Source organism: Micromonospora sp. NPDC049114 (assembly GCF_040648635.1).
Taxonomy (GTDB): domain Bacteria; phylum Actinomycetota; class Actinomycetes; order Mycobacteriales; family Micromonosporaceae; genus Micromonospora.
Genome location: NZ_JBEZEA010000005.1, coordinates 275,782 through 289,239, shown reverse-complemented (window position 1 = coordinate 289,239; position 13,458 = coordinate 275,782). Strand labels below are relative to the sequence as shown.

Annotated in this window: 11 protein-coding genes; 4 read left to right on the top strand and 7 right to left on the bottom strand. The window is 73.2% G+C overall.

The genetic code is table 11. The features are described from left to right. Positions 1-5: 5 nt before the first annotated feature. The 4 genes from AB0B39_RS18140 to AB0B39_RS18125 form a co-directional block, all read right to left on the bottom strand. Positions 6-941 carry an ABC transporter permease gene (locus tag AB0B39_RS18140; RefSeq protein WP_357574863.1) on the bottom strand — a complete coding sequence of 312 codons (936 nt, stop codon included), beginning with the start codon at positions 939-941 and terminating at the stop codon, positions 6-8. Position 942: 1 nt separating this feature from the next. After that, on the bottom strand, positions 943-2,586 hold the full coding sequence (locus AB0B39_RS18135; protein WP_357574862.1) for an ABC transporter substrate-binding protein: 1,644 nt from the start codon (positions 2,584-2,586) through the stop codon (positions 943-945). A gap of 439 nt (positions 2,587-3,025) precedes the next feature. Next, the gene (locus tag AB0B39_RS18130) at positions 3,026-3,934 is read right to left on the bottom strand and encodes a zinc-binding dehydrogenase (protein ID WP_357489640.1); all 909 of its coding nucleotides are present in this window, start codon (positions 3,932-3,934) and stop codon (positions 3,026-3,028) included. A 104-nt stretch (positions 3,935-4,038) separates the two neighbouring features. Beyond that, on the bottom strand, positions 4,039-4,572 hold the full coding sequence (locus AB0B39_RS18125; RefSeq protein ID WP_357574861.1) for a flavin reductase family protein: 534 nt from the start codon (positions 4,570-4,572) through the stop codon (positions 4,039-4,041). Between the two features lie 285 nt (positions 4,573-4,857). On the opposite strand from AB0B39_RS18125, the gene AB0B39_RS18120 reads away from it, so the two are divergent. Both AB0B39_RS18120 and AB0B39_RS18115 read left to right on the top strand, forming a co-directional pair. After that, a complete protein-coding gene (locus tag AB0B39_RS18120) occupies positions 4,858-5,838 on the top strand; it encodes an ATP-binding cassette domain-containing protein (protein ID WP_234581727.1) in 981 nt (326 codons plus the stop codon). After that, a complete protein-coding gene (locus tag AB0B39_RS18115; RefSeq protein WP_357489636.1) occupies positions 5,835-6,662 on the top strand; it encodes an ABC transporter permease in 828 nt (275 codons plus the stop codon). The genes AB0B39_RS18120 and AB0B39_RS18115 overlap by 4 nt, the downstream gene beginning before the upstream one ends. Here AB0B39_RS18115 and AB0B39_RS18110 read toward each other — a convergent pair. Both AB0B39_RS18110 and AB0B39_RS18105 read right to left on the bottom strand, forming a co-directional pair. Next, positions 6,659-7,195, bottom strand: a complete 537-nt coding sequence (locus AB0B39_RS18110) for a hypothetical protein (RefSeq protein WP_357574860.1) — start codon at positions 7,193-7,195, stop codon at positions 6,659-6,661. The genes AB0B39_RS18115 and AB0B39_RS18110 overlap by 4 nt on opposite strands. 28 nt (positions 7,196-7,223) lie before the next feature. Next, a complete protein-coding gene (locus AB0B39_RS18105) occupies positions 7,224-9,836 on the bottom strand; it encodes a BTAD domain-containing putative transcriptional regulator (RefSeq protein WP_357574859.1) in 2,613 nt (870 codons plus the stop codon). A 181-nt stretch (positions 9,837-10,017) separates the two neighbouring features. Here AB0B39_RS18105 and AB0B39_RS18100 point away from each other — a divergent pair, with 181 nt between their 5' ends. Together AB0B39_RS18100 and AB0B39_RS18095 are read left to right on the top strand one after the other, a co-directional pair. Then, entirely contained in the window at positions 10,018-11,478 is a 1,461-nt protein-coding gene (locus AB0B39_RS18100) for an SDR family NAD(P)-dependent oxidoreductase (protein WP_357489632.1), read from the top strand. A gap of 24 nt (positions 11,479-11,502) precedes the next feature. Beyond that, a complete protein-coding gene (locus tag AB0B39_RS18095; protein ID WP_357489630.1) occupies positions 11,503-11,973 on the top strand; it encodes a heme-degrading domain-containing protein in 471 nt (156 codons plus the stop codon). 79 nt (positions 11,974-12,052) lie between these two features. Here the strand turns inward: AB0B39_RS18095 and AB0B39_RS18090 are convergent, their stop codons facing one another. Continuing rightward, the gene (locus tag AB0B39_RS18090; RefSeq protein ID WP_357574858.1) at positions 12,053-13,429 is read right to left on the bottom strand and encodes an FAD-dependent monooxygenase; all 1,377 of its coding nucleotides are present in this window, start codon (positions 13,427-13,429) and stop codon (positions 12,053-12,055) included. Between the last annotated feature and the right edge of the window lie 29 nt (positions 13,430-13,458).

Below are 13,458 nucleotides of genomic sequence, written 5' to 3'. Positions count from 1 at the left end.
CGGAATCAGCTCCTTCGCAGGCGCGGGTCGACCAGTAGGTAGGTCAGGTCAGCGATGGTGTTGACCGCGACGTAGACGGCGGCGGACAGGGTCACCACCGCCAGCACCACCGGCATGTCCTTGCTGGTCACCGCCGTGAGGGTGACCTGGCCGAGGCCGGGTCGACCGAAGACCTGCTCGACGATGACGGCGCCGCCGAGCAGGATGCCGAAGAGCCAGCCGGCCAGGGTGACGGCCGGCAGCAGCGCGTGCCGCAGCGCGTGCCGCAGGAGCACCGTCCGTTCCCGTACGCCCCGGGCCCGGGCGGTCAGCACGAACGGCTCGTCGAGTGCCCGGTCGAGCCCGTCGCGCAGCACCTGGGCGAGGAGTCCGGCGATGGGCAGCGCCAGGGTGACGGCGGGCAGCACCAGCGCGCCGACGCCCCGGTCGCCGGAGACCGGAAACAGTCCGAACCGGAACGACAGCACGCTGAGCAGCACGATGCCGATCAGGAAGGGCGGGGTGGAGACCAGCAGCAGTTCGGCGCCGGAGCTGGCCCGCCGGAGCCAGGGACGGCGGTCCCCGGCGGTGGCGACGGAGAGGACGAGGGCGAGCAGCACCCCGAGTCCCGCGGCGGCGAGGGCGAGGGTGAGGGTGGGTGCGAGCTGTTCGCCGATCACCTCGACGACGGGCCGTTGCAGGAGGTAGGAGCGGCCCAGGTCGCCGCCGGCGAGCCGCCGCAGGTAGTCGAGGTACTGGACGACGGCGGGCCGGTCCAGGCTCCACTCGGCGATGATCTCGGCGCGGATCTGCGGGGTGTCCGCCCCGTCGCCGACGATGGTGTCCACGGTGTCTCCGGGCGCGACAAGCAGGGCCAGGTGCGCGGCGGTGGCGGCGGCCCAGAGGACTACCAGCCCGGCGGCGAGCCGGCGAGCCGCCGCGCGCAGTGGTGAGCTGTTCATGTCACCTGCCGATCCACAGGTCGTACGCGCTGGCCGGAACCCCGGCGGTGGGCTCGAAGTGGACCCCGCCGACACTGGTGCTGGCCGCGATCTGGTCGGCCGGCGCGTAGAGCGGGAGCACCAGGGCCTGCTCGGCGACCACCCGCTGTTGCAGCTGCGCGTAGATGCCGGCCCGCCTTGTCGGGTCGGCGGTGGCCTGACCGGATTCCAGGAGCTGGTCGATGCGGGGATCGTTGGCGCGGGTGCGGTTGATGCCGCCCTTCGAGTGCAGCAGCAGATTCAGCGCGGCTCCCGCGTCGGTGTCGGCCCGCGAGTTGTCGAAGACCTCGTACTCGTTGCGTTCGAACGCCTGGGTGGCGGTGCCCTGGTCGACAAGCGCGATCTTCAGGTCGATGCCGGCGCTCTGCTTCACGGCGGCCTGTATCGCCTGCGCGAGGACGTCGCGGCGGTCGCGGATGTACGGGGCGGCCTGCACCAGCCGTACGGAGAGCCGCCGGCCGTCGCGCACCCGGAAGCCGTCCGCGTCACGCGCCACCCAGCCGGCCTGGTCGAGCAGGGCGTTCGCCGTGGCGATGTCGCCGCCGTACCCACCGTCGAGGCTCTTGTCGTAGAGCGGGCTGGACGGACTGATCACGCTCCAGGCGCGGGTGGCGGTGTCGCGGTAAACCGACTTCAGCACGGTGTCGACGTCGACGGCCTCCCGGAACGCCTGCCGGACCCGCAGGTCGTCGAAGGGCGCGTGCGAGGTGTTGAAGTAGTAGGAGTAGGCGGAGCCGGAGTTCAGCTCCCGGTGAAGGCGCAGCGTCCGGTTGGCGGTGACCAGAGGTTGGTCGGTGGCGGGTACGCGCTCGACGAGCTGCACCTGACGGGAGGTGAGGGCGCCGACGCGCACCGCCGACTCCTTGAGGAACCGGTAGGTAATCTGGTCGAGGTAGGCGGGGCCGGTGTGGGTCGCGGTGGGCGGTGCCCAGTCGTAACCGGGATTGCGCCGGTAGTGCAACTCCTGGCCGGGCACGTAGCGGTCCAGCACGAACGGCCCGGTGCCGACGACGTCGACGCCGCCGGCCTTGAGGTTCTTCGCCTCGCGCAGCGACTTCGGCGAGACCTGGGCGCCCTGCGGGGAGGCGAGGAAGTCGAGGATGAGCACGTCGGGCGTGCTGAGGGTGAGCCGTACGGTGCGCCGGTCGACCACCTCGGCGGCCGTGAGGTTGCGCAGTTGCACGGCGGCGACACCCGGCGCGTACCCGGGCTCGCGGAGCTTGTCGATGTTGGCCTTGACCGCCGCCGCGTCCAGCGGCGTCCCGTCGGTGAAGGTCACCCCGTCGCGCAGCGTCAGGGTGTAGGACAGGCCGTCCGGGGCGGCCTGCCAGCCGGTGGCGAGCCAGGGCACCAGCTTCCCCTGCTTGTCGTACGTGAGCAGGGACTCGAAGGTGTTCCAGACCAGGAGACGGGCCTTGGCCTGGGCGTACTGGTGCGGGTTGAGGGTGATCGGCTCGGTCTCCACGGCCCAGGTGAGGGCGCCTCCGGAGCGCGGCTCCCCGGCCGCCTCGGCAGCGGGGGCGGAGCCGGTGGAGCAGCCGGTGACGACGGCGAGCAGCGGGACGAGTACGGCGACGGCGAGCGTACGCAGACGGCGGGCGGGCATGGCGAGGACTCCTGTCCAGACAGGCGGATTTCGGGTACGCCGACACCCGGCCCCAGCGCGGATGGGCGGGGGCCGGTCAGGGGTGTCGGCGCGGATGGCTCGGCGGTCGGCTCGGCGGTGAGCCCCACCTCGGCGGCCGCTGTGGCGGGCCGGGTACGGGCGGTGGTGCCGGGTCAGGCCAGACAGGAACTCGACCACACCCGACCGAAGTCGATGTGGCCGCGGATCGTCAGCCGCAGCTCGCTGGACATGAGCCGAGTCCACCTTCACCGCCGGGGCGGTGTCAACAAATCGATCGATGGATGTCGGGTATCGCACGCGACGGGGCGGACTCGTTGACGCAATACCTACTAAGTCTATAGGATTTAAAGGGATTGCGCCCGGTCGGACGGGCCGGACCCGCACGCGAGCCGGGACCGGCCAGCCGTCCGACGCCGGTTCAGTCCAGATCGAGCAGGATCTTCCCCCGCACCCGACGGTCCCGCAGCGCGCCGACCGCCTCCCCGAGGCGGTGCCACGAACCGCGCCAGCCGATCGGCGCCCGCAACACTCCCCGGGCCACAAGGTCCACCAACTGCGCCAGATCCGCGCCCGGCGCCGACGTGTCGCCGAAGGAACGCAGCGTTCGCGCGGCGCCCGGGGCGAAGGTTGAGTTCACCGGGAAGACTGCCGACGCCCCCGACGCCCAGCCGATGCTGTGCAGCACCCCACCCGGCGCCAGCAGACCCCACGCGGCCACCAACTGGGTGCCACCCACGGTCTCCAGCACCACGTCGACCGGCTCGACGCCGCCATCGAGGCCAACGATCACCTCGTGGGCGCCGAGCGCGGCCAGCCCCTCGCCCCGCGCCGCCGAGCCGACCGCCGCGAGCACGTACGCGCCGAAGTGCCGGGCGAGCTGGACCGCCACTCGACCCACTCCCCCGGACGCGCCGGTGACCAGCACCCGGCGACCGGCCAGCGGACCGGACGCCCGCAGCGTCCGCAGCGCGGTGAGGCCGACCATCGGCAGCGCGGCCACCTCGGCCAGGTCGACGGCCGGGGGAACCACCGCGACACTGTCCACCTCGAACACCGCACGCTGCGCCCAGGCGCCCGGCCCGAAGGCGAGCACCCGGTCGCCCGGCCGGGGGCCGGAGCCGTCCTCGGCGCCGCGCAGCACGTGCCCGGCGGCGTCGTGGCCGAGCACGCTGCCGATCGGCCAGACGTCGAGGTGGCGGACCTCGCCCGCGTTGACGGCGGCGTGCCGCACCTCGACGAGCACCTGCCCCGGCCCGGGTGCGGGATCGGGAACCTCCGTGATCCGGAACCCGTCGACAGCGTCCGGTGCGGCGACGATGGCACGCATGGCAACCTCCCGAGTCGTGGTGGGCCGGCGCTCCGTTCCGCTCGCGGCAGGTGTGGGCATTCGCAGCCCCACGCCGGCCGGGATGGCCCTCCGGTGGTGAGCCGTCAGGCGGCGACCCGACGGACCGGCCCGTCCGGAGCGTCCGCGAGACCGGCGTAGCGGCCTCGGTGGTAGAGCAACGGCGAGCCCACGTCGGCGTGCCGCAGCAGTTCCGGCTCGGCCAGCACCACGACGTGGTCGCCGACGGTCACCCGGTCGACGACCCGACACAGGAGCCAGGCAAGGGTGCCGTCGAGAATTGGCGCACCCTGCGGGCCCGGCCGCCACCGGGTGGGCGTGGCGAACCTGTCGATGCCGCTGGTGGCAAAGGTCTGGGCCACCTCGTGCTGGTCATGGGCGAGCAGATGCACCGCCACGTGCCGGGCCCGCGCCAGCGTTGGCCAACTCGACGAACCGACGCTCAGGCAGAACGAGACGATCGGTGGCGTCAGCGATACCGAGGTGAACGAGGTCGCGGTGAAGCCGACCGGCGGTGAGCCGGGGACGGTGACCACCGTGACGGTGCTGGCCTGGTGACGCAGCAACGTCCGCAGCGCGTCGGCGTCGGCGTCGGTCGCGTCGTCCGCGGACGAGGTCATGGCGTTCCTCCCGAGGGTGGGGTCCAGGCGGCAGGGACGGCCCGCTCAGGCCGAGCCGAGCGCCGCCGGACAGAGCTGCGCGGCGATCCTCATCAGGTCGACGACTCGGCGGGAGGTGAACAGCCGAACAAGCAGCATGAACCGATTTTCCTATCAAACAGGTAGGATTTCAAGTCCCGGGGGGGGTCGCCCTCCGCGGCCCCGCCCTCCGGTGTCGGGCCCTGTCGACGGGCGTGTCGGTGCGCTGTCGGCGCGGTGTCAGGCGACCGGCGCACGCTCTGGGACATGACAAGCGATCTGGTGATCGAGGCCGAGGGCCTCGTCAAGACATTCGGGAAGACGAGGGCGCTGCAGGGCGTGGACCTCGCCGTACCCCGGGGGACCGTGCTCGGCGTGCTCGGCCCCAACGGCGCTGGCAAGACCACCGCCGTGCGCATCCTCTCCACGCTGCTCACCCCGGACGCCGGCAGCGCCCGGATCGGCGGCTTCGACGTCGTCCGGGACGCCGAGCGGGTCCGCCAGAGCATCGGCCTCACCGGCCAGTACGCCTCGGTCGACGAGGACCTGACCGGGCGGCAGAACCTGGAGCTGTTCGGGACGCTGCTGGAGCTGGGTCGCGCCGGCGCCCGGCGGCGGGCCACCGAACTGCTGGACTGGTTCGACCTGACCGACGCCGCCAACCGGCCCGCCAAGACCTACTCCGGGGGCATGCGGCGGCGGCTGGACCTGGCCGCCAGCCTGGTCGGCTCGCCGGACGTGATCTTCCTGGACGAGCCGACGACCGGGCTGGACCCGGCCAAGCGCGAGGACATGTGGGACGTGGTCCGGTCACTGGTGACCAACGGCTCGACGGTGCTGCTCACCACCCAGTACCTGGAGGAGGCCGACGCGCTGGCCGACGCGATCACGGTGATCGACCACGGCCGGGTCATCGCGCACGACACGCCCGAAGGGCTCAAGCGGGTCGTCGGCGGACAGACCCTCGAAGTCCGGCCCGCGGACCTGGCGCAGCTCCCCCGGACCGCGGCGATCCTCACCGAGGTCGGCTCCGGCGGGCAGGCCGACGAGATCCGCAAGGGCGTGCTCGCGGTGCCGGTCACCGACGACACGGCCCTGACCGAGAGCGTCGCGCGGTTCGCCGCCGCCGGCATCTCCGTCACCGAACTCTCCCTGCACCTGCCGAGTCTCGACGAGGTGTTCTTCACCCTCACCGGGCGTACGGCAGCCGAGGACGACACCACTTCCCGTACGGAGGTAGCGGCATGAGCACCCTGGTCGGCGCACCACCCACGGCAAGCTCCGCGCTGTCGACGGCCACCCCGAAGCCGCGACCCTTCCGGCTCGTGCGGCACTCGCTGGCCCTGGCCAAACGCAGCCTCATCAAGACCTGGCGTACGCCCGAGGCGCTGATCGACGTCACGCTGCAGCCGGTGCTGTTCCTCATCATCTTCGTCTACATCTTCGGCGGCGCGGTCGCCGGATCCACCCACGACTACCTGCAGTTCCTGCTGCCCGGAATCCTGGCGCAGACCATCGCCACCGGCGCCATCGCGATCGGCGTCAACCTCAACACCGACATCGCCAAGGGCATCTTCGACAGGTTCCGGTCGCTGCCGATCCCCCGCTCCGCACCACTGGTCGGGGCAGTGCTGGGCGACGTCGTCCGGTACGTGATCGTCACGGTCTCGACCCTCGCGATCGGTTACCTGATGGGTTTCCGGATCGACACCGACCCGTTCCGGGCGATCGCCGGTTGCGTGCTCGCGGTGCTGTTCGCGCTCTGCCTGAGCTGGCTGCCGGTCTACGTGTCGATGAAGGTCCGCACCCCCGGCGCCGTGCAGGGCCTGATGTTCGCCCTGATCATGCCGCTGAGCTTCGGGTCGAACGTGTTCGTCGGCACCGACACCCTGCCCGGCTGGATGCAGGCCTTCGTGAACGTCAACCCGATGACCCACCTGGTGGCATCGGTACGCGGACTGTTCCTCGGCACCCCGCTCGACGCGCACGTGTGGTGGACCCTCGCCTGGTGCGCCGGCTTCGTGGCGGTGTTCATGCCGCTGGCGCTGCGCGCGTACCGCAGGAAGATCTAGGCGAGCAGGTCCTCCATCAGCTCGCGGACCCGGGCGACGGCCGCGGCCACCGGCCGGGCCCGCCAGGCGGCCAGCAACGACTCACGCTGCTCCTCGTCACCGAGGGCGGCGTCGAGTCGTTCGCTGCGTCCGCTCGGGAAGAACAGCTCCATGTGCGTCCCGAGCCGCTTCGCGAGCGCGGACAGTTCGCGGGTGGTGGCGACGTCGTCCCGGTACGCGGCGAGGTCCGCGCCGCCGGACGCCCACGCCCCGATCACCGGCAGGTCCTTCGAGTTGAGCGCGTCGTCGCGGGCGAGCGCCAGCAACGTGGCCGCCTGGGCGGCGGCGTCGGTGCCCGACGCCCCCCGCGCCTCGGCGACCCGCAGGTACAGGACCGCCACCGAGGCCCGCAGCATCACGCGCGGCTGCGGTGGCGGGCCGGTCCAGCCGGCAAGGGTGCGGGTCACCTCGCCGGCGTGTACCAGCGCCTCGTCGTAGCGCTCGCGCTGCCAGGCGAGGTGCGCCAGGCCGAGAAGCGCCTGCGCGACGTCCATCTGCTCGGCCTGGCCCGGCGTCGCCGTCTCACCGCGTCCGCTCCGCGTCCGCGTCGCCGGTCAGGGCGAGCTGCACGTCCAGCCGCACCCGGATCGACCGCGCGTCCTGCTGGGCGCCGATCATCTCCATGTGCCGGACGCTGCGCGCCAGCCACTCGGCGGACCGCCCCTCCCGGCCCGGGAGCAGGAACTGCCCGACGGCGCCCGCGGCCATCGCCATGCCCCAGTGGTCGCCCGCGACCTCGAAGCGGTGGTACGCCTGCTCGGCGTCCTCGATCGACGCCTCCGGCAGGCCGCTGTTCTCCCGTACCGCCGCGCGCGCGATCAGGCCGAGCGCCTGCACGTACGGGTCCGGGTGCGCGATCATCTCGGTCGCAGTCTTCAGGCTCCGCTCCGGGTCGGACTCGTCGAAGCCGGGCAACGCCAGCGCGAACGCGGTCAGCCGCGGCGACACCTCGGCGGGCCGTTCCGCGAGCAGCGTGCGCAGGGCGCGTCGCGCGAGAACGGCGGGCCGCAGGTCCGCGCTGATGCCGCTGTTCACGCTGATCAGCACGGACGTCCAGGCGAGTCGGTCCGCGTGGGGCAGGGGTCGGCCGCTGGCCCGGCCCCGCAGGATCGCCGAGCGTCGACGCCGCCGCGGCTCGTCGACGTGGAGCAGCCCCCGCGCCCACGCGAGGACCTCCACATGCAGGCCACGCACCGTCCAGAGGTGCAGCAGCGCGGTGGCGACGTCGACGACGGCTGGCTCGTCGTCCTGCGCCAGCGCCCACCGCAGGCCCGCGACCAGGTTGTCCTGCTCGGCGGCGCAACGGTCCAGCGCCTCGACCTGGCCGGGACCCACGAGGCGACCGGCGAGCCCGACCGCCTCGTCCCGGGCCCAGCCGACCAGACCGGCCATCGCCCCGCCCCGGTCACCTGCGGCGTCCAGGCGGGCCTCGCCGTACTCCCGGACGGTCTCCAACATCCGGTAGCGGGGCTGCCCGTCGCCCTCAACCAGGGTCAGCAGGGACTGTTCGACGAGCCTCGCCAGACCCCGCCGTACGTCCGGGGTCTGCGCGACAGCGGCGGCGAGGTCCGCCGTGAACGGCGCGGGGATGACCGCGACCCGCGCAAGCAGCGCACGGTCGTCGGGGGCGAGCAGTTCCCGGCTCCAGTCGACCATCGCCCACAGGCTCGCGTGCCGTTCCGGCAGCCCCCGCAGCGCGTCGTCCAGCAGCGCGAACCGGTCGGTCAGCCCAGCGAGCACGTCGTCGATCGGCATGTGCCGCAGTCGCGCGGCGGCCAGTTCGAGGGCCAGCGGCAGGTTGTCGAGCCGGTTGCACAGCGCGAGAGCCCGCGCGGTGTCCCAGGTCGGCACCGCGCCGCCGGCCCGCGCCCGGGACTCGATCAACCCGAGCGCGTCGGCGTCCGGCAGGGCGGTCAGTCGGTGCACCCACTCGCCGGCCAGGCCCAGCGGCGCACGACTGGTCGCGAGCACCGCGACCTCCGGGGAGGTCACCGCGAGCAGGTCGGCGACGACGCCCGCCACCGCGTCGAGGACGTGCTCGCAGTTGTCCAGCACGACCAGCCCGTCGAGATCCGGCGCCAACGCCCGCAGCCGCTCCTCGGGGCTGAGCACCCGCCGTTCCAGGCCCAGGTTGCCGCCGGTCGTCGAGGTGTCCGCGCCACCGAGCGCCGCGAGCACCGTGGGCAGCACCTCGTCGGGCGAGCGCAGCCCGGCCAGCTCGACGACGCGTACCGCCTGCCCGGCCGCCGCCGTGCGCCGCGTGACCTCGGCCGCGAGGCGGGTCTTGCCGGCGCCGCCGACCGCCACGATCGTCACGAGGGCGGACTCGTCGAGCGCCGCGTCCAGGGCCTCGACGTCCCGCTCGCGGCCGACGAGGGCGGTCATCGGCCGGCGCCACGCGGCGGGCAGGGCGATCCGCGCCGGCAGGCGAGGCGGCGCGACGACGGCCGGCGCGGTGAGCTCGCCGCGCAGCAGCGCCAGATGGACCTGGGTGATCACCGGTGCCGGGTCGGTCCCGTAGCGCTCGGCCAGGTCGTCACGGAGGCGCTCGACCACCTCCAACGCCTCCGCCTCCCGCCCCTGCGCGGCGAGCACCCGCACGAGCAGGGCGGCGGACGGCTCGTCCGGGGGCGTCCGGGCGGCGAGCCGGCGCAGGTCCGCCTCGTCGTACGGCCCCGCTCCGGCGAGCGCCGCCTCGGCGCGCAGCGCGGCGACGTCGGCGAACAGGCGGGCGTCCTCGGTGGTGACGATCTCCGGTACCTCGGGGAACAGGGCACGGGCCCGGTCGGCCGAGTCGCGGGCCGCCCGCGCGTCGCCGGTCCGCAGGGCGGCACGCCCGTGATCGAGGAGCGCCCGCGCCTCGACCGCGTCGACGGTGACCTCGTCGGCGGGCAGGCGGTATCCCCCCGGCACCGCCACCACGGGCAGCCCGAGACGGCGTACGCGGGACACGAGCGCCTGCACCGCGCCTGTCGCGTCGTCGGGTGGCGCCCCGTCCCACACCGCGTCCACGAGCAGGCTGGTGGAGACCGCCCGGCCCCGCGCGTCGACGAGTGCGCGCAGCACGGCCGCCAGCCGCTCGCCCCGGACCGGCCGGCCGTCGACGGCGAGGGGGCCGAGGATCGTGATCTGCACGGAACCAGCATCCCCCACGCCGACCACCGCACCGAGCAGGGTGTCGGGCCGCGTGCGGGTCTTCAGGGGTGGGCGGCGTGGCGCGGGATGCGTCCCGGACGGCGTGGTGCGTACAGTTTCGGGTCGGACTTGGGGTGGGCCGGGGGAATCCGGCACAGGAAACGGGACGAGACAACGACGCATGACAGTGGACAAGATTGCCCAAAACGGTCAGGACGGCATTGACCGGAACCGGCTGGAGACCTGTCTCAGCGTCTTCGAGGCCCTGGAAGCCCTTCCGCCCGACCATCCGGACGTGGTGCGGGTGCAGCGGGCCACCGCGAAGCTCTACAAGGTGATCAAGCAGCGGCGACGTGAGGAGCGGCGCGACGCCATCCTCGCGGCCGACCGGGCGGTGACGGAGGCCACGGCCACCGGCGCCCCCGGCCGGATCGACGACGAGACCCAGGGCATCCCCCTCGCCTCCCCCACCACCGGCACGACTGCCGGATTCCTGCACAACCCGCGTGGCTGCTACATCTGCAAGCAGCGCTACCGCGAGGTGGACGCCTTCTACCACCAGCTCTGCCCGACCTGCGCCGCCCTGAACCGGGAACGCCGCGACGCCCGTACCGACCTGACCGGCCGGCGCGCGCTGCTCACCGGCGGCCGAGCCAAGATCGGCATGTACATCGCGCTGCGGCTGCTGCGCGACGGCGCGCACACCACGGTGACCACACGGTTCCCGCACGACGCGGTCCGCCGCTTCGCCGCGATGCCGGACAGCGCGGACTGGCTGCACCGCCTGCGGATCGTCGGAATCGACCTGCGCGACCCCGCCCAGGTGATCGCCCTGGCCGACTCGGTCAGCAGTCAGGGCCCCCTCGACATCCTGATCAACAACGCGGCGCAGACGGTCCGCCGCTCCCCCGGGGCGTACGCCCAGCTCGTCGCCGCCGAGGCCGCGGCGCTGCCGGACGGCCCCCTGCCGGAGCTGATCACGTTCGCCAAGCCGACCGGCCCGGGTGGCCCGGCGGGGAGCCTGACCGCCGGCACCGGGTCGACGGCGCTCACCCCGCACGCGCTCACCGCGTTGGCGTTGACGAGCGGCTCCGCGTCGCCCGAGCGGATCGCGGCGTCCACGGCCATCGACGCCGGCGGTCTGGTGCCGGACCTCGACTCGGTGAACAGCTGGGTCCAGCGGGTGCAGGAGGTCGACCCGGTCGAGCTGCTCGAGGTGCAGCTGTGCAACGTCACCGCGCCGTTCGTGCTGGTCAGCCGGCTCCGCCCGGCGATGGCCGCAGCGAAGGCCCGCCGCAAGTACGTGGTGAACGTCTCGGCGATGGAGGGCCAGTTCGGCCGCGGCTACAAGGGCCCCGGGCACCCGCACACCAACATGGCCAAGGCCGCGTTGAACATGCTGACCCGCACCAGCGCGCAGGAGATGCTGACCGACGGCATCCTGATGACAAGCGTCGACACCGGTTGGATCACCGACGAGCGGCCCCACCCGACCAAGATGCGGCTGGCCGACGAGGGGTTCCACGCCCCGCTGGACCTGGTCGACGGCGCGGCCCGGGTGTACGACCCGATCGTCCGCGGCGAGCAGGGCGAGGACCTGTACGGCTGCTTCCTGAAGGACTACGCGCCCTGCGCCTGGTGAACGACGCTCGACGAGGAGAAACACATGTCATCTGACCAGTGGCCGACGCTTGACGAGCTGCAGCGCGAGGAGACCGAGCTGGAGCTCGCGGGCCTGACCGAGACCGACGCGTACGAGCTGGGCGTGCGGGCCGTCACCGCCGCCGCGCAGCGGGGGCTCCCGATCTCCGTGGGCGTGTGGCGGACCGGGCGGCAGTTGTTCCACTGTGGCCTGCCCGGCTCGACGGCGGACAACGACGGGTGGCTGCGCCGCAAGGGGCGCGTGGTGATGCGGTTCGAGCACTCGTCGCTCTACATGGCCCGGCTCTGCCGGGACAAGCAGACGACGCTCACCGAGAAGTTCGGCCTGCCGGCCGCACGCTACGCCGCCGCCGGAGGCGCCGTGCCGCTGCGTGTTCGTGGCACCGGCGTGGTGGGCTGGATGGGCGTCTCCGGCCTTCCGCAGCTGGACGACCACCGCTTTGTCGTCGACATCCTGCGCGGCGACGCGCGCTGACCCCGGGCAACCGCCGGACGCCGCCCGCCCGCCGCACATCGGCGTCGGCGGGCGGCGTCGGCGCGCGTCCGGGTGACCGTCAGCCCGAGCGGCGGTTCGCGCGCAGGGCGCCCAGGATCACGCCGGGTGTGGCCAGCGACAGCGGGTGCTCCCGCAGGGAGACGACCTCGTTGAACCGCCGGGCGGTCGCCACGTCCGTGACTGTCGCCGTGAGGATCTGCCGGCTGACCCAGCTGGAGACCCGGTAGCCGCGCGGGTAGGGACCGTCGACGTGCGGCAACGCCAGGTCGGCGGAGGTCGAGGTCGACCAGGCGGCGTCGACCACGACCTTCTGCAGTGCGAGGAAGTGTCGGGCGGGCTCGCTCAGGTCGGGGTCGGAGCGCAGGTACGCCGACAGGCAGGCCGCGTGCAGGGCCGCAGCCGTCATCCCCTGCCCGTACACCGGGTTGAACGACGCGACTGCGTCACCGACGCTGACGAGTCGCGCCGGGAACCGCCGCAGCGCGTGGAAGTCCCGCCGGCGGCTGTCGGCGTGGTGGTAGGTCTGGACGTCGCCGAGCATCTCCTGCCCTGCGACCTCGCCGAACTCCGGCGGGAACTGCTCCCGCAGCCGGCGGACGAAGTCCTGGGCGGTGCGGCCCGGGCGGTCCTTCCCGTAGCCGGCCATCATGGCCATCCACCGGCCATCCTCGATGGCGAAGAAGGCGGCGCCGGCGATGTCCGTCATGGTCCGCGGCGTGTGCAGGGCCAGGACGACTGTCGTCTCCGGAGACGGCTCGGGGCGGCGGAACAGCGCTGTCGCGTAGTTGAGGTGCACGGCCATCCGACGGGTGGCGGGCCGTTCCCAGCCGGCCTGCTCCAGCCACTCGGAGAGCCGGCTGGACCGCCCCATGGCGTCCACCACGAGGTCGGCGCCCTCGACGCCGGGCACCTGATCGACCTCGTACCGGACGCCGGTGACCGCGTCGCCGTCGAACACGAGACCCGTGGCACGGGCGGTGACCGTCTTGACGTTGGGCAGTCGGAGCACCTGCTGACGGATCAGCCCCTCCAGGAGGGGCCGGCTGCCGGCCAGGCTGTCGTCGTCGTCGGGTACGACCACCTTCCGTCGGCCGTCGAGGTAGCTGCGTCGGGCGGCCGGCGGCGCCTCGATCGCCCCGTGGGCCAGCGCCTGCTGGCGGAACCCGGGGAACAGCTGCTCGAGCTGGAGCAGGCCGCCGGGCAGCAGCGCGTGCAGTTGCGTCCCCTGTGGCACGCCGGGTCGGGCGCCGCTGAGCTGCGGGTCGTCCCGGTCGAGAAGGAGCACGCTTTCCGCGTGGTCGGACAGGACCCGGGCGGCCAGGAGGCCGGCGACACTGCCGCCGACCACCACCGCCTTACCCAGGCGCGGAGTGGGTTGGTCGGGGGGTCGCACGGCGTTCAACGCGGCGAAGACCCGAACCGGGGAGAGGGACATCGTGCTCTCCAAGGGGTACGAGGTGTGGC

Excerpts from the sequence above, each read along its gene's own strand:
- AB0B39_RS18125 (WP_357574861.1), bottom strand. The coding sequence starts at position 4,572 with ATGACCTCGTCCGCGGACGACGCGACCGACGCCGACGCCGACGCGCTG.
- AB0B39_RS18135 (WP_357574862.1), bottom strand. The coding sequence starts at position 2,586 with ATGCCCGCCCGCCGTCTGCGTACGCTCGCCGTCGCCGTACTCGTCCCG.
- AB0B39_RS18130 (WP_357489640.1), bottom strand. The coding sequence starts at position 3,934 with ATGCGTGCCATCGTCGCCGCACCGGACGCTGTCGACGGGTTCCGGATC.
- AB0B39_RS18095 (WP_357489630.1), top strand. The coding sequence starts at position 11,503 with ATGTCATCTGACCAGTGGCCGACGCTTGACGAGCTGCAGCGCGAGGAG.
- AB0B39_RS18140 (WP_357574863.1), bottom strand. The coding sequence starts at position 941 with ATGAACAGCTCACCACTGCGCGCGGCGGCTCGCCGGCTCGCCGCCGGG.
- AB0B39_RS18100 (WP_357489632.1), top strand. The coding sequence starts at position 10,018 with ATGACAGTGGACAAGATTGCCCAAAACGGTCAGGACGGCATTGACCGG.
- AB0B39_RS18120 (WP_234581727.1), top strand. The coding sequence starts at position 4,858 with ATGACAAGCGATCTGGTGATCGAGGCCGAGGGCCTCGTCAAGACATTC.
- AB0B39_RS18090 (WP_357574858.1), bottom strand. The coding sequence starts at position 13,429 with ATGTCCCTCTCCCCGGTTCGGGTCTTCGCCGCGTTGAACGCCGTGCGA.
- AB0B39_RS18110 (WP_357574860.1), bottom strand. The coding sequence starts at position 7,195 with ATGGACGTCGCGCAGGCGCTTCTCGGCCTGGCGCACCTCGCCTGGCAG.
- AB0B39_RS18115 (WP_357489636.1), top strand. The coding sequence starts at position 5,835 with ATGAGCACCCTGGTCGGCGCACCACCCACGGCAAGCTCCGCGCTGTCG.